The organism is Paenibacillus woosongensis, assembly GCF_030122845.1.
GTDB lineage: Bacteria > Bacillota > Bacilli > Paenibacillales > Paenibacillaceae > Fontibacillus > Fontibacillus woosongensis_A.
Window position 1 is genome coordinate 218,554 of record NZ_CP126084.1, and the last position, 24,590, is coordinate 243,143.

General features: G+C 46.2%; 26 protein-coding genes and 1 pseudogene. 24 read left to right on the top strand and 3 right to left on the bottom strand.

What is annotated here, in order from left to right:
* Nucleotides 1–18 precede the first annotated feature (18 nt).
* The 8 genes from QNH46_RS01060 (at nt 19) to QNH46_RS01095 (ending at nt 10,936) form a co-directional block, all read left to right on the top strand.
* On the top strand, nt 19–3,357 hold the full coding sequence (locus tag QNH46_RS01060) for a DEAD/DEAH box helicase family protein (RefSeq protein ID WP_283926543.1): 3,339 nt from the start codon (nt 19–21) through the stop codon (nt 3,355–3,357).
* A gap of 493 nt (nt 3,358–3,850) precedes the next feature.
* Nucleotides 3,851–4,252, top strand: a complete 402-nt coding sequence (locus tag QNH46_RS01065) for an HNH endonuclease (protein WP_283926544.1) — start codon at nt 3,851–3,853, stop codon at nt 4,250–4,252.
* 917 nt (nt 4,253–5,169) lie between these two features.
* Entirely contained in the window at nt 5,170–5,526 is a 357-nt protein-coding gene (locus QNH46_RS01070; protein ID WP_283926545.1) for an ATPase, read from the top strand.
* A 388-nt stretch (nt 5,527–5,914) separates the two neighbouring features.
* Nucleotides 5,915–7,075, top strand: a complete 1,161-nt coding sequence (locus QNH46_RS01075; RefSeq protein ID WP_283926546.1) for a cobalamin-independent methionine synthase II family protein — start codon at nt 5,915–5,917, stop codon at nt 7,073–7,075.
* Nucleotides 7,076–7,403: 328 nt separating this feature from the next.
* Nucleotides 7,404–7,745, top strand: a complete 342-nt coding sequence (locus QNH46_RS01080; protein WP_283926547.1) for a DUF485 domain-containing protein — start codon at nt 7,404–7,406, stop codon at nt 7,743–7,745.
* Nucleotides 7,746–7,748: 3 nt separating this feature from the next.
* Nucleotides 7,749–9,299: a solute symporter family protein gene (locus QNH46_RS01085; protein WP_283926548.1), complete on the top strand. Its 1,551-nt coding sequence runs from the start codon at nt 7,749–7,751 to the stop codon at nt 9,297–9,299.
* A 244-nt stretch (nt 9,300–9,543) separates the two neighbouring features.
* Nucleotides 9,544–9,825 carry a hypothetical protein gene (locus QNH46_RS01090; protein ID WP_283926549.1) on the top strand — a complete coding sequence of 94 codons (282 nt, stop codon included), beginning with the start codon at nt 9,544–9,546 and terminating at the stop codon, nt 9,823–9,825.
* 190 nt (nt 9,826–10,015) lie between these two features.
* Entirely contained in the window at nt 10,016–10,936 is a 921-nt protein-coding gene (locus QNH46_RS01095; RefSeq protein ID WP_283926550.1) for a VOC family protein, read from the top strand.
* Nucleotides 10,937–10,946: 10 nt separating this feature from the next.
* Here QNH46_RS01095 and QNH46_RS01100 read toward each other — a convergent pair whose 3' ends face one another.
* Nucleotides 10,947–11,690, bottom strand: coding sequence for an NADPH-dependent oxidoreductase (locus tag QNH46_RS01100; protein ID WP_283926551.1), 744 nt, complete (start codon nt 11,688–11,690; stop codon nt 10,947–10,949).
* A gap of 161 nt (nt 11,691–11,851) precedes the next feature.
* Here QNH46_RS01100 and QNH46_RS01105 point away from each other — a divergent pair, with 161 nt between their 5' ends.
* Nucleotides 11,852–12,340 (top strand): MarR family transcriptional regulator, encoded by a 489-nt coding sequence (locus QNH46_RS01105; RefSeq protein WP_283926552.1) that lies wholly within the window; start codon nt 11,852–11,854, stop codon nt 12,338–12,340.
* A gap of 40 nt (nt 12,341–12,380) precedes the next feature.
* On the opposite strand, the gene QNH46_RS01110 is transcribed toward QNH46_RS01105, so the two are convergent.
* Entirely contained in the window at nt 12,381–12,725 is a 345-nt protein-coding gene (locus tag QNH46_RS01110; RefSeq protein WP_283926553.1) for a hypothetical protein, read from the bottom strand.
* 161 nt (nt 12,726–12,886) lie between these two features.
* On the opposite strand from QNH46_RS01110, the gene QNH46_RS01115 reads away from it, so the two are divergent.
* Both QNH46_RS01115 and QNH46_RS01120 read left to right on the top strand, forming a co-directional pair.
* Nucleotides 12,887–13,561 carry a uracil-DNA glycosylase gene (locus QNH46_RS01115; RefSeq protein ID WP_283926554.1) on the top strand — a complete coding sequence of 225 codons (675 nt, stop codon included), beginning with the start codon at nt 12,887–12,889 and terminating at the stop codon, nt 13,559–13,561.
* 329 nt (nt 13,562–13,890) lie between these two features.
* Nucleotides 13,891–14,688 carry an SDR family oxidoreductase gene (locus QNH46_RS01120; protein WP_283926555.1) on the top strand — a complete coding sequence of 266 codons (798 nt, stop codon included), beginning with the start codon at nt 13,891–13,893 and terminating at the stop codon, nt 14,686–14,688.
* Nucleotides 14,689–14,731: 43 nt separating this feature from the next.
* On the opposite strand, the gene QNH46_RS01125 is transcribed toward QNH46_RS01120, so the two are convergent.
* Entirely contained in the window at nt 14,732–15,076 is a 345-nt protein-coding gene (locus tag QNH46_RS01125) for a winged helix-turn-helix transcriptional regulator (RefSeq protein ID WP_283926556.1), read from the bottom strand.
* A 160-nt stretch (nt 15,077–15,236) separates the two neighbouring features.
* Between QNH46_RS01125 and QNH46_RS01130 the strand changes: the two genes are divergently transcribed.
* The 13 genes and pseudogenes from QNH46_RS01130 (at nt 15,237) to QNH46_RS01190 (ending at nt 24,590) form a co-directional block, all read left to right on the top strand.
* Nucleotides 15,237–16,175: an aldo/keto reductase family protein gene (locus QNH46_RS01130; RefSeq protein ID WP_283926557.1), complete on the top strand. Its 939-nt coding sequence runs from the start codon at nt 15,237–15,239 to the stop codon at nt 16,173–16,175.
* Nucleotides 16,176–16,314: 139 nt separating this feature from the next.
* Nucleotides 16,315–16,542: a DUF2997 domain-containing protein gene (locus QNH46_RS01135; protein WP_283926558.1), complete on the top strand. Its 228-nt coding sequence runs from the start codon at nt 16,315–16,317 to the stop codon at nt 16,540–16,542.
* Complete coding sequence (locus tag QNH46_RS01140; RefSeq protein WP_283926559.1) at nt 16,543–17,298, top strand: hypothetical protein; 756 nt, start codon at nt 16,543–16,545, stop codon at nt 17,296–17,298.
* Between the two features lie 5 nt (nt 17,299–17,303).
* Nucleotides 17,304–18,344: a helix-hairpin-helix domain-containing protein gene (locus tag QNH46_RS01145; RefSeq protein ID WP_283926560.1), complete on the top strand. Its 1,041-nt coding sequence runs from the start codon at nt 17,304–17,306 to the stop codon at nt 18,342–18,344.
* Nucleotides 18,344–18,943: a 4Fe-4S single cluster domain-containing protein gene (locus QNH46_RS01150; protein WP_283926561.1), complete on the top strand. Its 600-nt coding sequence runs from the start codon at nt 18,344–18,346 to the stop codon at nt 18,941–18,943. The genes QNH46_RS01145 and QNH46_RS01150 overlap by 1 nt, the downstream gene beginning before the upstream one ends.
* Before the next feature lie 35 nt (nt 18,944–18,978).
* On the top strand, nt 18,979–19,143 hold the full coding sequence (locus tag QNH46_RS01155) for a hypothetical protein (protein WP_283926562.1): 165 nt from the start codon (nt 18,979–18,981) through the stop codon (nt 19,141–19,143).
* Between the two features lie 133 nt (nt 19,144–19,276).
* Nucleotides 19,277–19,846, top strand: a complete 570-nt coding sequence (locus QNH46_RS01160) for a TetR/AcrR family transcriptional regulator (protein WP_283926563.1) — start codon at nt 19,277–19,279, stop codon at nt 19,844–19,846.
* A 78-nt stretch (nt 19,847–19,924) separates the two neighbouring features.
* On the top strand, nt 19,925–20,383 hold the full coding sequence (locus tag QNH46_RS01165; RefSeq protein WP_283926564.1) for a hypothetical protein: 459 nt from the start codon (nt 19,925–19,927) through the stop codon (nt 20,381–20,383).
* Nucleotides 20,367–20,669, top strand: a complete 303-nt coding sequence (locus tag QNH46_RS01170; RefSeq protein WP_283926565.1) for a hypothetical protein — start codon at nt 20,367–20,369, stop codon at nt 20,667–20,669. The genes QNH46_RS01165 and QNH46_RS01170 overlap by 17 nt, the downstream gene beginning before the upstream one ends.
* A 134-nt stretch (nt 20,670–20,803) precedes the next feature.
* Nucleotides 20,804–21,223: a DUF1259 domain-containing protein gene (locus QNH46_RS01175; RefSeq protein WP_283926566.1), complete on the top strand. Its 420-nt coding sequence runs from the start codon at nt 20,804–20,806 to the stop codon at nt 21,221–21,223.
* A gap of 48 nt (nt 21,224–21,271) precedes the next feature.
* Complete coding sequence (locus QNH46_RS01180; protein ID WP_283926567.1) at nt 21,272–21,694, top strand: DUF1259 domain-containing protein; 423 nt, start codon at nt 21,272–21,274, stop codon at nt 21,692–21,694.
* Nucleotides 21,695–21,867: 173 nt separating this feature from the next.
* Entirely contained in the window at nt 21,868–22,512 is a 645-nt protein-coding gene (locus QNH46_RS01185) for a TetR/AcrR family transcriptional regulator (RefSeq protein ID WP_283926568.1), read from the top strand.
* A 3-nt stretch (nt 22,513–22,515) separates the two neighbouring features.
* A pseudogene (locus QNH46_RS01190) lies at nt 22,516–24,590 on the top strand (ABC transporter permease).

A 24,590-nucleotide genomic window follows, 5' to 3' on the forward strand; every position in this document is an offset into this window, starting at 1 on the left:
CGCATAGGAGATGAGTATATGTTGAACTTCAATTTTTTAAAGGAGAAACAGTTATTTTCTAGCTTTGCCAATGCCTGCTTTGAAGCGGAAAAGGCGATGCAAGTTAGCCCGGCCACGGTTGCGATTTTATCGCGCCGTGCGCTTGAGCTTGCGGTCAAATGGGTGTATCAGTTTGATAACGATGTGAGAATACCCTATCAGGATAACCTCTCAAGCTTGATTCATAATCGTCACTTCTTGGGCATCATTGATGAAGAACTGTTGCCGATGATGAAGTATGTGGTGAAGCTTGGTAATGCAGCTGTACATACGAATGTGGCAATTACCCGTGATGAAGCGGTGTTGTCTTTACATAATTTACATCAGTTTGTGGCATGGATTGATTATTGTTACGCAGAGGAATATACCGCATCTACGTTTGATGAAGCGTTACTGTATGATGCAGTATACAAGCGAGAGCGTCCTGAGGAATTAAGTGATTTATATGACAAGCTAAGTGCTAAGGATCAGTCACTTGAAGAGCTTCGTAAGCAAAATGAAGGGCTCCGGGCGCAACTCACGGCTAATCGTGTAGATTCACAGCGAGATTACGATTTTGATGTCGATACGATTTCAGAATTTGAGACGCGTAAACGCTATATTGATTTAGACTTAAAGTTAGCGGGTTGGGAAATTGGCAAAAACGTTGAGGTAGAATATCCGGTAACAGGTATGCCAAATGCAAAAGGCGAAGGTTATGTAGATTATGTGTTACGTGGTACGAACGGTAAAATTTTAGCCGTTGTCGAAGCAAAACGTACTTCACGTGACCCCAAAGAAGGACGTAACCAAGCAAAACTGTATGCGGATTGTGTAGAGCAGATGCAGGGGTTACGACCAGTTATTTTTTATACCAACGGCTTTGAAACGCATATTTGGCATGATCCATATGCAGCGCGTAAAGTGTCAGGATTCTATACACAAGATGAGCTGCAATTGTTAATCGACCGTCGCCAAATGAAGCAGCCTTTAAAGAATATTGAAATTAATGATGATATTACAAACCGTTACTATCAAAAAGAAGCAGTTTTAGCTATTTGTGATACGTTCAGTAACAACCAACGAAAAGGCCTGCTTGTAATGGCCACAGGTAGTGGTAAGACACGAACGGCGATCTCATTAGTCGATGTGTTAACGAAGCATTATTGGGTGAAAAATGTACTGTTTCTTGCGGATCGTACATCTTTAGTGAAGCAAGCATTCCGTAACTTTAACACACTTCTTCCGAATTTATCATTAAGTAATATGCTTGAGAAAAATTCGAATCCAGAAGCTGCTCGTATGGTGTTCTCGACGTATCCAACGATGATGAATGCGATTGATGAGGTGAAGCGTAAGAACGGTAATCGTTTATTTACGATAGGGCATTTCGATTTAATTATTATCGATGAGTCACATCGTTCGATTTATCAGAAGTATAAAAGCATTTTCGATTACTTCGACGGGATGCTTGTCGGTTTAACAGCAACGCCGAAAGATGAACTTGATAAAAATACGTACACCATTTTTGATTTAGAGAACGGCGTACCGACCTTTGCTTATGAATTAGCGAAGGCTGTTGAAGATGGTTACTTAGTTGATTATCGCACACGAGAAACGACGTTGAAAATTTTAGATGATGGTATTCGTTACGATGATTTATCCGAAGACGAAAAAGAAGAGTTTGACGAGATTTTTGAAGATGAACCGCAAGTAAGGGATATTGATAGCTCTGCCATAAATAATTTTGTATTCAACAAGAACACAATCGATCACGTGTTAAATGACTTAATGGAACATGGCTTGAAGGTTGAAGGTGGAGACAAGTTAGGGAAGACCATTATTTTCGCAAAAAACCACAAGCATGCGATGGCCATTAAAGAACGTTTCGATTTGAAATTCCCTGAATACGGTGGTAATTTTGCAGAGGTAATCGACTATAGTGTGGAATATTATCAGACGCTCATTGATGACTTCTCCACACCGGACAAAATGCCACAAATTGCGATATCGGTTGATATGTTAGATACGGGAATTGATGTGCCTGATGTATTAAACTTAGTCTTCTTCAAAAAGGTACGCTCGAAAACGAAGTTCTGGCAGATGATCGGTCGCGGAACACGTCTCCGTAAAGACTTATTTGGACCAGGATTGGATAAGGGTTACTTCTTAATTTTTGATTATTTAAGAAACTTCGAGTATTTCCGTGAGAATGAAAAAGGCGAGGAAGCGAGAATAACCCAAACCTTAACGGAAAAGTTGTTTAACGCTAAGGTAGACATTGTACGTGAATTACAATCGCTTCAATATCAAGAAGCACCGTTTATTTCATATCGTGAACAGCTATTGAAGGAAATTGTATCGGACGTTCGAGCATTAAATGATGAGAATTTCCGAGTGCGCCAATACTTACAATATGTGCACAAGTATCAAAATGAGGAGAACTGGCAAGCGTTGTCGGTCGTGCAGACCAATGAAGTGAAAGAAAACATTTCACCGTTAATTACACCGATTGAAGATGATGAGTTAGCCAAACGCTTTGATCTGCTAATGCTGACGATTGAATTAGCGAGCTTGCAATCAAATAATGCCACAAAGCCAATTCGCCGAGTTATTGAAACAGCCGAAGCTCTTTCAAAACTAGGTACAATTCCAGAAGTATTAGCACAAAAAAAAGTGATTGATGACGTACGAACGATGGAATTCTGGGAAGAGGCTTCGCTTGTTGATTTAGAAAGGGTACGTGTTGCGCTGCGTGATTTAATTCGCTATATTGAGCGTTCGAATCAGAAAATTTATTACACGGATTTCCAAGATGAAGTGATAACTGTTGCAGAAAATGCATCGATTTATAATGTGAATGACTTACAAAGCTATCGAAAAAAGGTGGAGCATTACTTAAAAGAGCATCAACATGAGGATACATTAGCGATTTATAAGCTGCGTAACAACAAACCATTAACGAAGCAAGATGTGGAATACTTAGAGCGAATCTTGTGGAATGAACTTGGTTCCAAAGAACAGTACGAAAAAGATTATGGCGATACCCCTGTCACAAAGCTCGTTCGTAAAATTGTTGGTCTTGACCGCCAAGCTGCTGTTGAAGCATTTTCAACGTTTATTTCTGAACAGAACTTAAACTTACAACAAACGAAATTCGTTGAGTTGATCATTGATTACATCGTTAAGAATGGTACATTAGAACGCCAAGTATTGCAGCAAGATCCGTTTAGTTCAGTAGGTGGGATCATGGTTGTGTTCAAGGACCAGCTTCCAAAAGCTCGAGGAATTTTGGATATCATTGATCATATTAACCGTAATGCGGAGGATATTTCCTAAGGGCTATTTAAAAAGTCCTTTTTGACGTAAATTTAAGTGGAATTTTTAAAAGCAGGAATGTTGTTCAATTAACGTTTCTGCTTTTTGCTATTGATTATTAAATACAGCGATAGTGACTGATTCCCTTGCATTGAATGAGATGATTTACAATATGAAAAAATGACAACGCCTACGAAAAAGTCATATGAGATTACGACGGTACATACCTTTTATATTAAAAGGATACTTTTAGTTATGATTTTTATTTGATACTTTAGGAATGCAGCAGATCATGCGGCAGTATTCCTAAAGAAGGTGTGCTAAGCGTGTTTTCCGCTCTGAAAGATTCTACTAAATCAATCGTATTTATCGCGCTAGTTATGCAAAGCCATGGTTCGCCTCCACCATCATGAGCACCATCCGCATGAGGATGGTGTTTTTGTTTATAATAAGTAAAGCATTTCTTATAGATGGAGTGAAATAGATGAATCATAATCATAATGAGGGAGGTACAATGATATCGGTACTCAATATAGATGGTCAAGAACTAACACCATGTTTGCCTCATCGAGCTTGGCGGGAAGTCGAGCGTTCGCGTGCCGTCTGGATTGATGAGGAGACGATCCAATTACTTTATAACCCGTTCTTATTTCGTGACTATCGAAAAGTTGCGCTAAAACGGGATCATCACACTTGTTTGTGGTGCGGACGTCCCGCCACGACAGTGGACCATATTATCCCCTCAAGCAAAGGCGGCTCGGATCTTCCACACAATCTGCTTGCTTCATGTAGCGATTGTAATACGAAGCGAGGAAACCGTACTGCGTTCTCCTATCTTGCCGAAAAAGCATATTCGGTTCCTAATCTTATCAAGCTTTGTTGGCGCATTTTTAGAGCTAAATACAGACATCGTTAATTGTAAAAAACGATACTTGAGCAAAGGTAGAGAATTGTCGTTTCTACCACTAAAGTCGCTACAGGAATCTTAGCAGGCGTTTGCTTTGCCGACATTAAAACTGTGACTACACCCATGCGAAGCTTGCCTATGTGGCGTTGCCTTCGGACTCGACTCCCCTACCCTCCACCAATTACTATAATATTAGATTTGGAGTGAATATAATGACCTTAATGGAAATTTCAAATTGCAGATTACAAGAATTTGATTGAAAAATTGATCAAGGGGGGGGGCGTTATTTAATTTATTCAAACTTCAAACAGAAATGATTAGAGAGTTAACTGCTGATTTTCTGAGCATATTAAAAGAGGTAACTGATGATTGCTTAACATGCTCGAAATGCCAACAACCATATACTTTTAGGATTTGCACGGGGCTAAGCGATGAAAAGGATAATGGAATCGAACTGACTTGCAACAGCTGTGGTGATTGTTTTACTCATTCTGAGAAGAGAAGTCATGTAACTCATTTTAATTTCGAAGCGTGGAGAGAAGTAGACAATTTAAGGAGAAGGTGCAGGGGATTCACGATAAAATATCGATTTATTCATTCACCTATGAAGGCATTTCATTATATATACGATAAAAAAGAGATACGTCCTGAATTATGGATTAATGGCTATAGAATCTTTAAAGGGGACATGCACGGAAGCAAGCAAGAGAGTCAGGTGCATCTATTTATTATATAAAGAATAACAAACGTGTTCGTGAAGACGCAGAGGGCAATAAGTTCGAGATCATTATTGATGCAACCGGAAAGCGGCAGGAATTTGAATATCATGAGTGATACCAAACCCATCATGACAGTTTTTGCTGATACCAATGGAGCCGGCAAAAGTACGATTAGCTTACAAATGAGGGAATGGATCGGTGAACTAATTGACCCGGATCAAGATTGCTGGAGAATTAAGGCCAGACGATCCGCGGAGTGCTGATCTGTCTGCTGGAAGGGAAGCTGTGAAAAGAATTCGTTCTCTTATCAAAAGTGGCCTACACTTTGCCATTGAAGCTACATTATCAGGCACCTTTGTTTTAAAACATATGCAAATTGCAAAAGATATCGGTTATAGCATTGTCGTTTACTATATCGGCCTGCAAGACGTCCAAATGCATATAGACCGTGTAGCTTCTCGTGTTGAGCAGGGTGGACACTGGATAGCAGAAGAGGATATTCGCTTTCGATATGGTCAATCATTGCAAAATCTAAAACCTGCTTTGGCCATTGCAGATCAGTAATCATTATTGATAATACATATGAGTCTTCCATCGTGGCTGAAGTCATGAATGGTAAGATGATCTACTGTGCCGAGTCGACACCTGCTTGGTCTGAGACTGTTCTTTTGGGGTACAGATGATCGAGTGACACTATAATACCGCGTGACTACGCCCAAAGTCCGTAGATACCTATGCACGTGCCATCGGAGGGGCTTATTTTATTATCTATTTTATATAAATCCACAGCCGTATGAGGTTGTGGATTTTTCTATGCCATTATTTCACACCCCACTCGCTCCGATATAGCTTTTAGCTATAACTAGTTATGACTTTTGGGTGTTACGTTATAATACCTCTTCCATGCTACAATCAGAGCATTACGAGATGAGACAACGAGGAGGTTTTTTGAATGAGCAGTAAATTCCAAACAGTAGGCAGCTTGTTGCGGCCGTCTGAACTATTGAAATATAAAACACAAATAGAACACCGTGATGACATCAGCTATCCGTTTTATCAAGATTTTGAGGGCTATGAGCAGTGTGAAACAGAGGCAATTAAGGCTGTAGTTGAAAAACAAATTGAGCATGATTTGTCCATTATTACGGATGGTGAATATTCCAAATCCATGTGGCATCTAGATTTTGTGTGGGGATTTCAAGGAGTTGATCGCTATATTGCGGATCATGGATATTTTTTCCGCGATATTGATGGAAGCTCGAAATATGAGACACGAAAAGATATTGGTTTGCGCATTACAGGTGAATTGAGCGGAAAGAATCATCATTTCATTGGCATATTCAAACAACTCCAAGCTCTTGCTGGCGACCGTGAAACGAAGCTATGCGTACCTTCGCCATCCCATATTTTTGGTGAGTTGTCATGGTCGGATAACATTGGCGGCAAAGATGCGGTTTATAAAGATAGACATGAGCTTAAAAATGGCCTCGTCCAGGCATATAAAGAATTTGTTGAGGAATTTGCCGCGGCTGGCGGGAAAATCCTGCAATTTGACGATTGCTTATGGGAACTGTTTGCGGATGACAACCCGAATTCTCCATATACCGGTGAACATATCAATCAAGAGGAAGTACAAGCTCTTGCTGCTGAATTTATTGACATTAACAATACATTGATTGATTTTGGTCATCGCTTAGGTTTGAAAATGTGGACGCATAACTGCCGCGGCAACTATGATTCCCGGAATATGGGTGGCGGCTCCTATGTGAAAATTGCTAATCTGTTCTTGAAGCAGCTTAAATATGACCGTTTCTTCCTGGAATGGGATGATGAACGTGCAGGTTCGCTTGAGGCGCTTGCCGTCTTCAAGGATAAGCCGGAAACAGAAATTGTACTTGGCTTGTTGTCATCCAAAACGAATACGCTGGATGATGAAGAGCGTGTCTTCAGAATGCTTGATGAAGCATCGCGTATTATTGACAAGGATCGATTGCTGCTGTCCCATCAATGCGGATTTGCTTCTTGTGATGGGGGTAATGAATTAACTGAGGCTGAGCAGTGGGCAAAAATTAAACAAGGACAAAGAATTGCCCAGCAATATTGGAACAAATAGGAATGTGTAGGGATATATATATGGGGGTTGGTTGACTGGGATTCAACTCCCCTCACCTCCATACTGAAAACCCGCTCTTTGAGCGGGTTTTCTCATTTTAAGAGTAAAATTGTAGACATCGCACAGGCTTTTTGTGGATTACATAAAATACAAATAAAATAATATATTTACAATTTTAATTCTTGTTGTATAATATTTTCAAATTGCATATTCACAAATTGTTCACATTTTGTTAAAGGTGGTGGCCCTTAATCATTTGACGGGATGTTGGAAGCGCTTCGTATTTATACTTTGCAGGTAAATTAAATTGAATGAGAGGGGATTACCGATGGTAAGTAAACCGTTAACCGCTGACCGGAAAAGGCAGAAGCTAACTCCCGCACAATACTCATCCATCGCGAAATCGGATCAATTCAGAAAGCTGATTCGAATCAAGAAAACATTCATTATTCCTTTCACGATCTTCTTCCTCTGCTTCTATTTCGCTCTGCCGATTCTGACTTCCTACACAAACATCCTGAACCACTCCTTTTACGGCAGTATCACATGGGCCTGGGTCTTTGCTTTTCTGCAATTTATTATGACCTGGGCGTTATGTATGATCTACTACAAAAAAGCGGCCAAGTTCGATGAAATCTCCCATCAAATTATAGCTGAGAAGGAGAGGTAGACGATGAATACAGCTGCATTTATGATGTTTCTAGTGATCGTTGCCCTGACCCTCGTTATTACATATTGGGCTTCGAAAAAAAATAATTCACCCAGCGAATTTTATACGGCTGGCGGCGGATTGACCGGCTGGCAGAACGGAATGGCGATTGCCGGAGACTATATGTCAGCGGCTTCGTTCTTAGGGATTGCGGGCTCGATTGCGTTAGCAGGATTTGATGGATTCTTCTATAGTATTGGATTCCTCGTCGCTTACTTAGTCGTTCTATTCTTGGTTGCGGAGCCTTTAAGAAATTTAGGGAAATATACGTTCGCGGATATGATCGCCGTTCGCTTTAAAACGGCAAAAATTCGCGGGTTCGCAGCGTTTAATACGATGGTCATCTCCATCTTCTACATGATTGCTCAGCTTGTAGGTGCAGGAGCTTTGATCAAGCTGCTTCTCGGCATTGACTTTGCAACCTCTGTGATCATCGTAGGGATTCTTATGACCGTCTATGTCACCTTTGGCGGGATGCACGCGACGAGCTGGGTACAGATTACTAAGGCGGTTCTACTGATGGCCGGAACGCTTCTCATCTCGATTTTGGTGCTGCACAAATTCAACTGGAGCATCACAGGCATGTTCGATCAAGTCAAAGAAGCAACGCCACTCCAAGAGAAATTTCTTCATCCTGGCGTGAAGTATAAAGATGGGCTGGATACCCTGTCCTTGACGATGGGATTAGTCCTTGGAACTGCAGGCCTGCCTCATATTCTTGTCCGCTTCTTTACAGTTAAGAATGCAAAAATAGCCCGCAGCTCCGTTGTATACGCAACTTGGATTATCGGGCTTTTCTATGTGATGACGATTTTTCTGGGCTTTGGGGCTGCTGCCTTTGTTGGAAATAGCGATATTACTGCTGCCGATAAAGCGGGGAACATGGCTGCTCCGCTGCTCGCACAAGCGTTGGGCGGCAATATGCTGTTTGCCTTTGTCTCGGCCGTAGCTTTCGCGACCATTCTCGCCGTTGTAGCAGGACTTGTGCTTACCGCTGCGGCTGCCTTCTCCCATGACTTCTACAATCAAATTTTGAGAAAAGGGAAAGCGACCGAGAAGCAGCAGGTCAATATGGCACGGTACGCTTCCATCGGCATTTCTGTCATTTCGATTATCCTGGCCTTATTTGCCCAAAACCTTAACGTTGCTTTCCTGGTATCGCTGGCGTTTGCCGTTGCGGCAAGTGCGAACCTGCCTGTGATCCTATATACGATTTTCTGGAAGCGATTCAATACAAACGGGGCGATCTGGGCTATGGTGGTGGGTCTGATCGTTTCCGTGGGACTCGTTATCGTCAGTCCAAACGTATTTCATCCGGAAGCCGGAAAGGCGATGTTCGTGGGGGAACCCTGGTTCCCGCTTACGACTCCGGGTATTGTCTCTATTCCGCTTGGCTTCCTAGCTGGTTTTATGGGCACAATGCTGTCGCGTAAAACAGGCAAAGCAGATCATCAAGTCGAATTCGATGAAATCCTCGTACGTTCCAATACGGGAATGGATAATACGGTGATGTAAATCCAACAGTTTATTATATGTATTTTGGCGTTGAGGCATCAATGCGCTTTTGCTAAAATTTCCAGGTGGTGGTTGAATAAGATGGCAAATCATTTTACCGGCATGATATGCGGCTCAGGCAAAGCCTATTCTTAGGGCGAACCTTTGCATGGGCGGATGATAAGTAACGGTGTTCGCCCGCGTGATATTTCTAAGGATGGGCTTTGCACTCTACTGTTCTAATAATAAAAGGGAGTTGAGTGCATTGACCAATCCATGGAACAAAAAACGCCAAAATTTCGCGGACCTTCAACTTCAGGTCCAACAGTTATTGGATGAACTCGCGAAAGAAGATATCGGTGCTGGATTTCAAGCAGCAGCCTATACAGTTCATTTTCAAGGCGCAAAGCATTTAAGTCTGACGGATTTGCCGCTTGTCTCGCCTTTACTTGCCAATATACTGCAAGGCGGGAAGGCGGATATTGATCCATACTACTGCATCGAAACCGAGAATGAGCTTATTCTCAAATTCTTTGATTCAACATGAAAGGGTATGGGCAGCTTCACATCCGAGGGAACCTATGGCCCAGGCCTTTGAGATATGCGCGCTGTTGAGCTGCCTCTATTGTGATAAAATAACGAATAGAGCTGGTGAACTTTATAATTTCTATAAAAGTTTACCAATATTTTTGCAAAATAGAGGTGTCAAAAATCCTCCACAAAGGGGCTGTTGAATCATGTCCATCCGGTTAACAGATCAAAGGATCGTTCCGCATTTATGGTACGACAAGGAGGCCAAAGAAGCAGCAGAGTTTTACGTCTCCTTGTTCCCGGACTCAAAAATGACGAGTGTCACCACATTACATAACACACCGTCTGGCGATAGCGATCTAGTCTCCTTTGAAATTTGGGGTCAGAAGTTTATGGCGATCAGCGCGGGACCCCATTTTAAAATCAATCCGTCAGTGTCTGTCATGGTTAATTTTGACCCCTCTCGAGACAAAGATGCGGAAGAGAAATTGAATGAGGTTTGGAGCAAATTATCGGATGGCGGCACAGCGTTAATGCCGCTGGATAAGTATCCGTTCAGTGAGAGATATGGCTGGATTCAGGATAAGTACGGTATGACATGGCAATTAATTCTTACCAACCCGGAAGGCGAGGAGCGCCCTGCGATCCTGCCGTCGATGTTGTTTGTCGGTGAGGTATGCGGGCAAACGGAAGAGGCGATTCATTTTTACTTGTCCGTATTTAAGAACTCAAAGCAGGGACTTACTGCCCGCTACCCCAAAGGCATGGAGCCCGACAAAGAAGGGACGATCATGTTCGCTGAATTCATACTGGAAAATCAGTGGTTTACCGCCATGGACAGCGCGCATGAGCATAGATTCAGTTTCAATGAGGCAGTTTCATTTGTCGTGTATTGCGACACGCAAGATGAAATTGACTACTACTGGGACAAGCTCTCTGCAGTTCCTGAAGCCGAACAATGCGGCTGGCTGAAAGACAAGTATGGTCTGTCCTGGCAGATCGTGCCGAGAGAAATGGACGAGATGATGAGCAAGGGCACACCGGAGCAGATGGCTTCCGTAACAAAAGCATTTCTTAAAATGAAGAAATTTGATCTTGCGGAGTTACAGGAAGCGTACAAAAGATAGTATGATTCAGCTATTTTAGATCAAATCCTTTGCTTCTCACATATTCCGTATATCCGCCCAATGGCAAATCCTTATCCAGCATAGCGATGAATTTCCCGGACCAGCTGGCCTTCTGCTTGTTGTTCGTTCGCGCGCCGTAATATTCCTCAATTTCCCGGTCATACCGCTCGACTTGTGCTTTAAGATCGTGATTGTACCGGTTTTCAAAAAACACGGCGGACCTGGGCAACCGCGGCTTTTGCTCAGGGAATTCATCGGGGACGCCTACCGCAAGACCAACCAAAGGAATGACGAAGTCCGGCAGTTCAAGCCATTGGTCCAGTTCCGGCAGAGCCCCGGTAATCCCGCCGATGATCACGGCGCCTAGCCCCATCGATTCGGCCGCCAAATTGGCGTTTTGCAGGGCAAGCGCGGAGCTTAGTACAGCAGTCTGATAAAAATACGAGAAGTTCAGGTTGGCGCCCATTTTTTCCTGCTGGTCCGGGGCGGCGGCCAGCATCATGCGATGAAGATCCGCGCAAAAGATAAAAAAGTAGCCGCATTCCTCGATCCACGGATTTTCCGAACGGGCTGCGATCTTCTTTAGCAGCTCCTGATCTGTGACGCCGATGATCGAGAACGGCTGCATATGCGCCGAGGTTGGCGCCATTTGCGCTGCGTCGATGATGGCCTCGATTTGCTCGCCAGTCAACGGAATATTTTTAAACTTGCGGATGGAGCGATGCTGGCGGATGACTTGGATAACCTCATTCATAGAATTTCCCTCCAAATAAATGGTTTCTGTAGAAGCTGCATGAAGACCATATTTCGCATTATGGTTTCCATGGAAACAATATTAACAAGGCTGTAACGATCTGTCAAATGGTTTCCGTGAAAACCATGGTATAATGGAGAGAAAAAAGGTAGGCTTGCCTTATGCCAGATATAAATGATGATTTGCTTCAGCTCAAAAATCGCATCGAAAAATCAATATACCGGATCCTCATCAGCGAAAGCGACGAGGATCAAGATCGGCTATGGCTGACGGAGCGCGTCGCCGACCATCGGCTGAAAAAGCTGGTGTCTCGCCTATCTATCTCCAGCCTGCACGTTTTGGATGTCATCCATGCGCATGACGGTATTATAGGGATCGATATCGCCCGCGAAATGGGCTTAACAAAAGGTGCCGTCTCCAAAATTACCCGCAAACTGCTGGAGCAGGGCCTGATTCGGAAAGCCCAGCTGCCGGACAACCTGAAGGAAATTTATTTCTTTGTGACTCCGCTTGGCGCCGAATTGGCCGAACTGCATCGGCTGTTTCACCAGGAGAAGGATCAGAAGGCAATGGAACTGCTGGCGAGCTTCGACGCGCCGTCTTTGGAAATTGTGGCAGACTTTCTGGAGAAGCTGTCCAGTCTGAAGTAGCTTGCGGGGTTCCAAGCCGGCACGGGCAGAGGGGGCTTCCCTACGAATTTGATTTTTTCAGCAGTTCTTTTATTTCATGCAGCTGTTCTTTAGTCATCTGTTGAGATTGATGCATTGTATTTAGCTTTTCCTCTACTTTTTCTAATCGGAGCTGGGTTTCTTGTTGGATTTTCTCAGCGTCCTTTTGTGTTTTGGAGTTATCCATGATGACTAGGATGGTGAGGCCTGCGCCAAAGATGGTTAGTCCTCTAGCGATTTGATTTAAATCCAGTTGATTCAGGGCGATGAGGGAGTCGGCAAGTCCTGCCCCGATTAATATGCCGCCGATCGTTACAATCCCATTTCGTTTCCACTTATCCGGGATAATACTTAATGGTTGGTTCATTATGAGATCTCCTTCAGCCAGGTGACAAGGTTTATATTCATACTAGTATTCTACTATATAAACGATATCTACATAGAGATGCAACATCAAGACCGAACGGAAAAGAACCCTATGATATAATTCAGTTATATTTATTTCTTCGCGGGAGGATAGAACTTGGAATGGCTATATTGAAGAACGACTGGACGTCAGAATTAGAGCAGGAGTTTTCGAAGCCATACTACTTGAAGCTGCGGCGATTTCTCATTGATGAATATCGAACGAAGACCATTTTTCCGGATAAATACGACATTTTTAACGCTCTGCACTATACATCGCTAGCTGACACTAGGGTGGTCATTTTGGGTCAGGATCCTTATCATGGACCGGGACAGGCTCATGGCTTAAGCTTCTCTGTTAAAGAGGGCGTAAGCACACCTCCATCCTTGCAGAATATGTTTAAAGAGCTGCAGGATGATTTGGGCTGCTTCATTCCGAATAACGGTCATCTGCTTACATGGACACAGCAAGGGGTATTGCTTCTAAATACTGTGCTCACGGTCAGAGCGCATGAAGCGAATTCTCATAGAAACAGGGGATGGGAGAGTTTCACGGATAAAGTCATTGAGACGGTGAACCGGAAAAGTGAGCCTGTCGTATTCCTGTTATGGGGAAGCCATGCCCAGAAGAAGGCAGAGCTTATTACGAACCCGCGGCATATGATCATTCGTTCGCCGCATCCGAGTCCGTTGTCTGCCCATAGAGGTTTTTTTGGCAGCAGGCCGTTTTCTCGTACTAACGCATTTCTGCGAAAGATGGGGCTTCAAGAAATAGATTGGCAAATCCCTAACCTGTAAGAAGGTTTGATTCCCTCGTTTTCCTTTCATACATCCACGCCGGTATAAATAATACAGAAAACCCGCTCAATTGAGCGGGTTTTGCTGCTGAGGTTTACTCCGACTACGATACAGCCTCTTTTTTTGTTCTCAATAATTTGTGATGCGCAAATGTACCTGATATCCGATCATAGTTCCGGCGTTTATTTCTGTCGGGTACGCTATGAATAGAAGTGCATTCCTGTGTTGAAGGGTTACGTCAAAGATCGTAAAGCCGGGTAATCAAAGAGTAAAGCCAAGGGTATTATAAACGAGAAGGGATCCTACCATAAAAGGGAGGAATGAACCAAATGGCGCAACAGAACGGCGAGCTATCTGGAAAGACAGTCTTGGTGACGGGAGGAGGATCAGGCATTGGCCGGGCTGCAGCAGAGCTTCTGGCGGAGTATGGTGCGCAGGTATGCGTGGCCGATATCCATCTCGTTGGAGCGGCGGAGACAGCTGATCATATTGTGGCTGCGGGCGGTGAGGCCTTGGCGGTTCTCTGCGATTTGACGAAACCAGGCGATGTCGAAGAGGCGGTACAGTCGGTCGTCAAGCAGTGGGGGAAGCTCGATGGCGTCTTTGCAAACGGTGGCATCGTAGGCGACTTAACGTCCATAGAGGAGATGGAGCCCGCTAATTGGGATCAGGTCATGGACACGAACCTAAAAGGCGTCTTTCTAACGGTCAAGTATTCCATTCCGCATCTGAAGCGCCAGGGAGGGAGCGTTGTGATTACAAGCTCGGTGAGCGGCAACCGGGTAATCTCCCAGGTCGGGATGTCGGCGTACAGCACATCAAAGGGAGCGCTGAGCACCTTTGCCAAAATGGCTCCGCTCGAGCTGGCGGGATACGGCATTCGCGTGAATACCATCTGTCCCGGCGGCGTGAAAACAAATATTCAGGCGAGCATAGATGAGAAACCCGAGCTCGAGGCTGTGGAGCTGCCGGTTCAATTACCGCATGGCGGCATGCCGCTTGAGCATCGGCCGGCCAGTCCACAGCAGGTAGCAGAGCTGGTTTCGTTCCTGCTCGGGAATCGGTCGTCTCACATTACGGGTACAGACGTCTATATCGATGGCGGGGAATCTCTGCTGCGTGGTTAGTACGCTAAGGCAGACCCGAGACCCGAGCTGGCGAATAAAGCGCCTAGGTCCAGCGGGCCGCCCACAGCTTCATCTCGTGGCATATGACGTGCAGATCCTGCCCCTTCGGAGTCAGCGAATATTCGACCGTCACGGGCACCGTCGGGAATACATTCCGCTCCAGAACCCCTTTCTCTTCCAGATGACGGAGCGTACTGGTCAAGGCACGAGGACTTACGCTGGGAATTTTTCGCTGCAGCTCCCCGAACCGGAGCGTGCCGTTGAACAGCTCCCGAATGACAAGAAATGCCCATTTACCGCCTAGAACATCCAAGGTTTTTTCGATGTTGCATTCGATATGTTCAGGCGTTTTTGGAATGTAGCTGCTGGTTTTTTTGGCCGTTGTCATAAGAACACCCCTCCAATATTCATACTATATTATGTATAGTACCTATACCTCATATAATTAAGTGAACAACATTTCACTTCTTCAAATTGTATATGAGATTATATAGAATGAAAAGGGAGATTGAAAAGGGTTACAAACATTTATGAAGGAGGCCTATAAAATGAAATATAGAAGATTAGGCGGAAGCGGACTTAAAGTCAGCGAAATCAGCTTGGGCAGCTGGCTTACATATGGTGGTTACGTGGAACGCGAAAACGCGGTAAATTCCATTAAAACGGCCTACGACCTGGGGATCAACTTTTTCGATACAGCCAATGTTTATGAGAAGGGAGCCGCGGAGGAGCTGGTGGGGAAAGCTCTGAAGGCTTACCCGCGCGAATCCTACGTGCTGGCAACGAAAGCATTCTGGCCGATGGGCGAAGGGCCGAACGACCGTGGACTGTCGCGCAAGCATATCGTTGAACAGGCCAATGCCAGCCTTAAGCGCCTTGGACACGATTATGTGGATATTTTCTACTGCCATCGCCATGATCCGGAAACGCCGCTGCATGAAACACTGCGCGCTATCGATGATCTGATTCGCCAAGGCAAAGTGTTATATGCTGGCGTCAGCGAGTGGCAAGCTTCCCAAATCGCGGAAGCGCTTGGCGTGGCCGACCGTTATTTGCTGGATCGTATCGTCGTCAACCAGCCAGTGTACAATATGTTCGACCGTTATATCGAAAAGGAAGTCATGCCGCTCTGCGAACGTTCCGGCATCGGGCAAGTCGTCTTCTCTCCACTTGCACAAGGCTTGCTGACCGGCAAATACACGTCCGCTACCGACATCCCGCAGGACAGCCGCGCGGCGAAGCTCGAGTGGATGCGCAAAGGCATCACGGAGGAGAAGATTGCCAAGGTTCGGCAGCTTGAAACAGTTGCGGCAGAGCTGGGAATTACCGTGGGTAACCTTGCGCTGGCTTGGATTCTGAGCCATGAGAACGTAGCGAGCGCGCTCGTGGGCGCCAGCCGTCCAGAGCAGGTCACGGAGAACGCCAAAGCGTCGGGCATCGAGCTCAGCGAAGACGTTTTGAGCCGTATTGAAGAAATTTTGAAATAGGAAGCCCCCCGCTTCATACAGATAAAGGCCGTACTCAAAAGCGATCCGCTTTGGGGCGGCCTTTTTGTCGCGGCAGGGATATATTTCCGTATGTCGAATAAATACATAACATTTAGATTTGGATAAAGGAGCGGGGGATATGGCAAAGAAACAGATTCGGGTCCAAATTTTTCCCGATGGACAAATTAAAGCAGACGTTATCGGAATCAAGGGGAAATCCTGCACGGATTATATAGAAATTCTCGAACAGCTGCTCGACGCGGAAACGATAGATTCTGAATATACGGATGAATATTATGAAACGGAGCAAGTGGAAATTCAGCAGCAGGATGTAAATCAGATCAAGACCAGAGAAGGAGGAGTATAAATGTCGGTTTCTATCGCACTGATTCCTGTCGCGCTTACGCTGCGCCTGGTGATGGGTAAGGACAAATTTGACAGATGGGCCGAATCGATGCAAGTAAAGGAGCCCTCCACCTTTGAAAATGAGCTTGAACTCGTGCGCACGGTACGCAAGGCCGGATACGATGCGGAAAAATGGGGAGGAAGCTATAAAACCCATATCGACGGGGAAGATCTGTTTTTCTTCTGGGAGCTCGATGACGGTAAATGGACAGCGGTCTTTGGAAGATCTGATTCCAGGCAGAAAATCAGGCAATTCATGGCTGAGATCAATCAGGCGGCCGGGCGGCAGATTTTCGAGCAGCTTCAGGTACAGGGCGACACGATGACCATGACATCAGCCACAGAGACTGCCGAGTCCGTAGCGACCTTTCCTACCAATTTTCGGGACGGGGAGCTTTTGTTCAGAACACTGAAGGAATTCGGCGTTAACCCGGTCCGTGAGGGCTCGGGCATGAAATGCAGAGTAGAGGATTCCCTGCTGATATTCAGGCAGTCCCAATCCCATGACAGCCCATTTTACGTCGAGGTTCACAATGCGCCGGATTTGCGCAAAGTATATCAATACCTATCCGAAGTAGATGAGGATTATAAACGCTGCCTGCAGTCCATGGTCTATGAGAAGCTAAAGGAACGTGTGGAAGCAAAGAACATGACTGTCGAAAGTGAAGAAGTGCTGGAGGACAACTCTATAGTACTTACGATCAACATCAGGGGTTGAGCAGGATGAGATCCATAGATTTTAATAAAATTGAGCGCATTTGCGCGGGTTACTGGGGGTCTGGCTATTTCGTCGCAGAGGCGATTCCGCTCAACAAATTGTCTAAGTTTTGTAGAGCGATACCGATCCCGGTTCAGGGCCATGCCATTGCTTTTATAGACGCTACCGTATTTGGCAGCGGTAAAAATGGGCTGCTGATTACCGAGGCCGGAGTATATTGGCGCAATGACTGGGCGACGGATACCAGGAAGAATTATCTGAGCTGGGAGGAGCTCATACAGGTCTCGGTCATGCGGAGCGGAGATTATGACATCGAGCTTGGTCCAGGCAATTATTTCAATATGTCCGCTGGTCAATTTGATAAGGACGCCTTGGTTCAGCTGCTTCAGGATATTCAGAGCTATATCATTACGTTATTTGAGGATCAAGAGCAAGCTGAATTGAATGAAAAAGTCACGCAGGATGAGGTGATCGCTCCACCGCTGCCTGCGCCAACAGAGAAGTGGATGGTGGCCATTGCCGGGCAGTCCTATGGTCCGTACGATATATATCTGATTAAAAGCTTATTGGGCAGCGGGCAAATTCGGCCGGAAGAGGCCCATGTTTGGAAGCCGGGAATGCCGGACTGGATTCCGTTCATGAGGCAGCCCGAAATGGCCGAGCTTGTCCTTCCAGCTCTATCGCCAGCTGCGCTGGAGCCCCAGTTTATGCCGCCCCTACAATCTATAGAGGGCTCGATTGAACTAGCCTTGGACCGGGTGCAAGCGAAGGACACGAGCGAGCCAGCATCTGTGGATATCAATACCGCGTCCATGGAGGAGTTGATTGAAGTTCTAGGCGTCGGAGTGGCCGGAGCCGGGCAAATCGTGCAGCAGCGTGAAGCCATTGGCGGCTTCCGGTCTCCCGAAGAGGTGGGGGAATTGTTAGGGTTGAAGCCTCACCAAGTAGAGAGATTGCGTAAGCAGGTTGTCTTTACACCAATAGATGTATCTGTATCCCCAACGCCAACACCGCTGAAGCCAAACGCACGGGTGGTGGATTACTGATGCTGCTGCGCGTACATCAATTTATACCTGCGACAAGAGTGGAGGGGCCCGGCATACGGGCCTGCATTCAGGTACAGGGGTGCCCCATTCACTGCCCTGGCTGTGCGGTTCCGTTTACTTGGGCGGCAGACGGGGGGATCGCGATGGAGGTAGAGAAACTGGCGGAACAGATTCTTCAGGGTCCTGAAGTTGAAGGGGTGACCTTTCTGGGCGGGGAGCCTTTTGCCCAAGCCCGGGCATTGGCTCAGCTAGGCGGCATCCTAAAGAATTCGGGGCTGTCAGTAATGACCTTCACGGGTTACCTGATTGAAAACTTGCGGAGCTCGGGAAACCAGGATTACCTTGACTTATTGGCGGTGACCGATCTGCTGATTGACGGGCCATTTCAGAAGGACAAGCTGGATACGAGCCGTCCCTGGGTAGGGTCCTCCAATCAGCGCTATCATTTCCTGACGGACCGGTACCTTCATCTCCAGGATCAGCTGGCAGAGATTCCAAACAGGCTCGAGGTGCGTCTTGCGCCTGACGGCAGGGTGAAGGTTAACGGGCTAGCTGAAGTTAAGGATTTGGAGGATCTGTTTGGACGGCTGCTATCATAGTTTGTGTATGGATTAACGAGATAGGAAGATGCAATATGAGATGTGGCGAGAAATGTTTTCTTGTAACCTATGAAATCGGCGGTGAACAGCAAGTAGCTCCGGTGACGGCCAGAACGCCGGTGGAAGCGAGAAAAAAGCTCCGCCGCACCATCGGAGCAGAACCGAGTATTATTGCAGTTAGGCGGGACTCAGCCCAATAGACTTGGCGGAAAGACACTGATCTATCCAGGCTAGTGTCTTTTTTTTCTTTGTGGGCTCTTGGCATATGGTGGTTATTGTGCTATATTTGACTTCAATTGGTCAACCAACCAAATTTAGAAATGCGGTGATTGCATGGTACAACAGAAGCGGGATAAAGTCGTTGATGCGGCATATAAAGTGATGTCAGAAAAGGGATACGAGAAGGCATCCATTAAAGATATAGCCAGTGAGGCGGGGATTACGCCCGGATTGATTCATTATTATTTCCGCAATAAAGAAGAAATCCTGACCGATCTGCTAATAGCTTCCTCCAGGCAGTACACGCAGGATATGCAGAGGCTTCAATCGAGCGTACCTGCGGAGCATCTCGCGAAGGCGGCTCTTAACGAACCTAAGGATCGTGTCGAAAGGCAGCCCGATTGGTATAAACTCCGATACGAATTATTTGCCCTGGGGCTTCGCAATCCGCAAATTTCGGATAGTGTAAATGCCTTGCTGGGAAATGCACGAACCGGGATTGAGGCAATTCTGCACAAGATTGTTGGCCATGCCGGAGAAGAAGCAGCTTCGGTGGCGGCCATTATGCTGGCCTGCTTTGACGGGTTGGCTTTGCAGAAGCTGTTAAATCCAGAGTTTGATATAGACGGTGCATACTTAGAGTTAGAGAAAATGCTGCGAGCTAGATATAATATTACAGATTAAGAGGCCGCTTTTCTTTTTTTTAATAAAATTTGGTTGGTTGACCAACTTAGAATGATAGTTAAAAAGGAGATGTTTACGATGTTCATGCTCATCTTGCAAGCCATTGAAAATTTTGCACTGGCCCTCATCATTGGCGGGGGGATCGTGATGGCCGCAGCGGTTCGTCCGCTGTTGTCCGGCAAGCTGGCGTTAAGCTCTGGTTCGGATCTGGCTCCGATGCTTGAGGAGATATCCATTAACGCCTGGAACAGGTATAACCGGTTGGCGCTAGTCTCGGCCGCGGCATTATTGATCGTTGACGTGATCCGGGTCCTCGCTCGGCTGTCATCGGCCTATTGGCACTTGGTCTTAGCCTTTCTGATGCTGGCAGCTCTGATTGGCAAGCTTGCCGTCGATAAACAGCTGAAGCAGCGTCTGAACACTTATGCCGCCGATGCAGTTGGCAGCAAGGAACAAAATGCGGGCCACCGTCTGGTTGAACGGCTAACTAAGCTGATTCTTGTTATTGCTCTGATATTGGTTGTATTACCGGAATAGATACGAATCAATTAATTATACGGGGACGGAGGTTACGCTTCAGTTTACAGGATGGGGGACGCCTCCCGGACAGCCGGATGCGACGTTGTCGGAATCGTTCAAGATTCCGGTCGTTTCAGCGCAATTATTCCACTTCTACTTCGAGGAGAAATGGAAGACGGTTTGGAATTACTTTAATCGCAACGACATTCCGGAGCAGTTTAAGTTAAACGGCAGAATGGTCAAGGTGTCGTATGATCACCTTACAGGCATTTTAACGATGAACATAGGCAAGAAGTCGTCTTAGACTCCTTAACACGGAAGACACTAACTCTGAATGGGTTAGTGTCTTTTTTTATTGTGCTTAAATGAGTGATTCGCCTAATTCACTTTTTCTTTCCGGTCATAAGATGGTTAGAAAATGATTAAGGGAGGATTGACATGGCGGGGCAAGTAAAGGTAAGTCCGCAATTCAAAAGGCTGTGTAATCAATTTGGAAGAATTCTGGGGGGCGAATCTGAAATTGAGGAGGGGCCGGTTTGTTTTGTCACGCGGATGACGAATTTAAGCGAGACCATCCTGGGCAGAAGAACGCGGTCCCCGTTGGTTCAGATGCAAATGTTCTCGTTTGAATCGCTGGATAAGTCGGGGCGCGCGCTTTGTCTGGGGGAGACAGCCGTACATCAAAACCAGGTTAACCGTTTGCTCTCGAATCTCCGTAAACGGGGAATAACAGTGACTGCCCTTCATAATCACTGGCTCAAGGAAAACCCGCGCTTAATGTATATGCATTGGGAGGCCATTTCGAATCCTGTAGTGTTTGCCAGAAATACAAAAGAATCGATTGCATTTTTGGGTTGACGCAGTTGGGGTTGAGTTTTTTATTATGAATGGAAAGGATGAACTCATTTGGCGGAGCAAGTGAAAGCAAGTCCTCGCTTTAGAAGATTATGTGATCGGTTCTCAAGCATCTTAGGTGGAACGGAGCACGAAATAACCAAAGGGCCGGTGTGTTTTGTATCTCGAAATAGGAGAATAAACGCTTCTATTCTGGGCAGAAAGACAACATCTCCATTGGTGCGTTATCAGCTGTTCTCGTTTGAATCGCTGGATAAGTCGGGGCGCGCCCTTTGTTTAGGGGAAACGGCACTCTTCCAGAACCAAGTCAATCAATTGCTAAGCAATCTTCGCAAGAACGGGATTAAAGTAACGGCAGTCCACAATCACTGGCTGTTTGATCAACCGCGTCTCATGTATATCCATTGGGAATCGATCGACAATCCTATTGCATTCGCAAGGAAAGTAAAACGCTCTATTGCTTTCTTAGGCTAAGATTTATGGAGGAGTAATCCTAACATGTGAAGTCGGATGGTTAAGCCCAGCCGCATGAAGGCCGGGCTTTTTTATGCTCAAACGGAGCCTCTTGACATCTCAAAATGACATGTTACGATGTAATAGACAGGCAGTCGGTCGGTAAGGCGATGCAAGGTCAAGGAGGCATATCAATGAGAATTGTAAAAAATGCAGAGGAGCGCAAAAACGAAATACTGGATGCGGCGGATGAGCTCTTTGGTCTAAAGGGCTTTGATGGTACAAGCACCAACGATATTCTCGAGAAGGTCGGAATTGCGCGGGGAACATTGTATCATCACTTCAAGTCGAAAGAAGATATTATGGACGCGCTCATTGAGCGGTATAGCGCCCGGCTTCTAGACGCAGCTCAGCATGCTGCCGCAGACAGGAGCATCCCCGTTGTCGAGCGTATGATCCGTGTTGTCATGGCACTGAACCTAAGCGGCGGAAGCAGCAAGGAGATTATGGAGCATATCCACAAGCCGCAGAACGCGCTGATGCATCAGAAAATACAAAAGGTCATTATCCATGGCGTTCCGCCGATATTAACGGACATCATCCGCGAGGGGATTGAGCAGGGAATGTTCCACACGCCGTATCCCTATGAGTGCATGGAAATGATTGTGATTTATGCGAATACCATCTTTGATGATGACATGGTTGCATTGACGGATGAGGAGCTCCTGTCGCGAATGCACGCCTTGATCTGCAATGTGGAGAGGCTGCTTGGCGCAGAGAGCGGAAGCCTGAGGGACACGATGAAGATGTTTGGGATGAATCCTGAGGCACAGGGGTGACTTATGTATTTTAGATTAATCCGCAATGATATTTCAAACAGCAAACTAATCACGCTGACGACCACGATATTTGTAGCAGCGGCAGCTATGCTTGTCTCGCTTGCGGCGATACTCATTGTCCATCTGTCGGGAGCGATAGATACGCTGATGACACGGGCGGAGACGCCTCATTTTATGCAGATGCATGCAGGTGAACTTGATTCTGCCCGGCTAACGGAATTTGCGGATCAGCACAGCAATGTGGATGAATTTCAAGTGCTGGAGTTTCTCAATATGGACGGCGCCCGGATCGAGTTAGGAAATCACTCGCTTGCGGACAGTGTCCAGGATAACGGATTCAGCGTACAGAGCGATAAGTTTGACTATCTGCTTGATCTGAACGGGAACATCATAGACGTATCTGACGGCGAGCTGTATGTACCCGTCAACTATATGAGGGATAACACGGCCAAGCTTGGCGACAGGGCAGTCATCAGCGGCAAGGAATTTACCGTAGCGGGATTTCTGCGCGACTCGCAGATGAACTCCATGCTCTCTTCCTCCAAGCGATTTCTGGTCAGTGCCCAGGACCACGCCGATTTAAAAAGCCTGGGCAGCACAGAATATTTGATTGAATTCAGGTTAAAGGATTTATCGGCATTAGGGGCTTTCGAGACGGCCTATGCTGCGGCAGGGCTCGAAGCGAACGGGCCGACGATTACATATCCGCTTTTCAAAATGATCAATGCGATTTCTGATGGGATGATGATCGGGGTTATCCTGTTGGTGGCTATCGCCTTGATGTGCATCCGGTTTACGCTCCTTGCAAAAATCGAAGACGATTACCGCGAAATCGGAGTGATGAAGACATTAGGGCTGCGTATTTCCGACATCAAGAAGATTTATCTCGCCAAATATGCGGCCATTGCAGTGGCTGGGAGCTTGGCGGGTTTTGGACTGTCCTTGGTCTTCAAAGATCTGCTTCTTGAAAATATCCGGCTGTATATGGGGGAGAGCCGCAACGCATCCCTGGCGCCGCTCTTTGGAATCATCGGCATTCTGCTTGTTTTTCTCGCCATTATGATTTATGTGAATGGCGTGCTGAGACGTTTTCGGCAGATTTCTGGAGCGGAAGCCATTCGTTTCGGCAACTCTCAGGAAAAAGCGACAGTTACAAAGCACTTGCGCCTAAGCACGAACCGGCTGTTCAACACGAATATTTTTCTAGGGGTCAAGGACGTTCTGGCCCGAAAAAAACTGTACGCCACCATGCTGATCGTGCTGATCATTGCCGTATTTATCGTGATTGTGCCGCAGAATCTGTACAACACGATTTCCTCCAAAAGCTTCATTCAATATATGGGTGTCGGGAGCTATGATTTGCGCGTTGATCTCCAGCAGACCGACCGCATTTCCGACAAAGCCGCTGAAATTTTAAAGACAATGAAAGATGATAAGGCCATTTCCGAGTATGCCGTGTTTGCTACGAAAACGTTCAAAACGGAGGCAAAACGGCAAAGGCAGTTTTCAATGACCATTCGTCAGACGTGATGTGGTACATCATCTGTGCAGAGCTTGCAGATCCATCCCTGATCCACAGCAAGGTTACGGACTATGCGGGCAGATTTGCTTACGCCAAGGTATCGGATATGGATGCCTATATTGCACAGACGTTTGGTTCCACCATAAGCTCCATCGAAAAGGCCTCTTATGCGGCCGTTGCAGTGGCCCTCATGATCATGGTACTGGTTACACTGCTGTTCATGAAACTGCTTGTCGCCAAAGACAGATACTCTATCGCTGTCATGAAAGCCTTCGGCTTCACAGGTTCCGATATACAGGCACAGTATGTATCACGTGCGGTATTCGTGCTGATCATCGGCATTGTCTTTGGGACGCTTCTGGCCAATACGCTAGGCGAGATGCTTGCGGGGGCGGTGATCTCCTCCTTTGGAGCGGCAGCGTTTCGTTTTACGGTCGAGCCGCTTGCGGCCTATTTGCTAAATCCGCTGATGATGACCGGCACGGTGCTGATCGCCACCATCCTCGGCACCTTGGGCGCGGGTCGAATCACCATTTCCGAACATATAAAGGAGTAG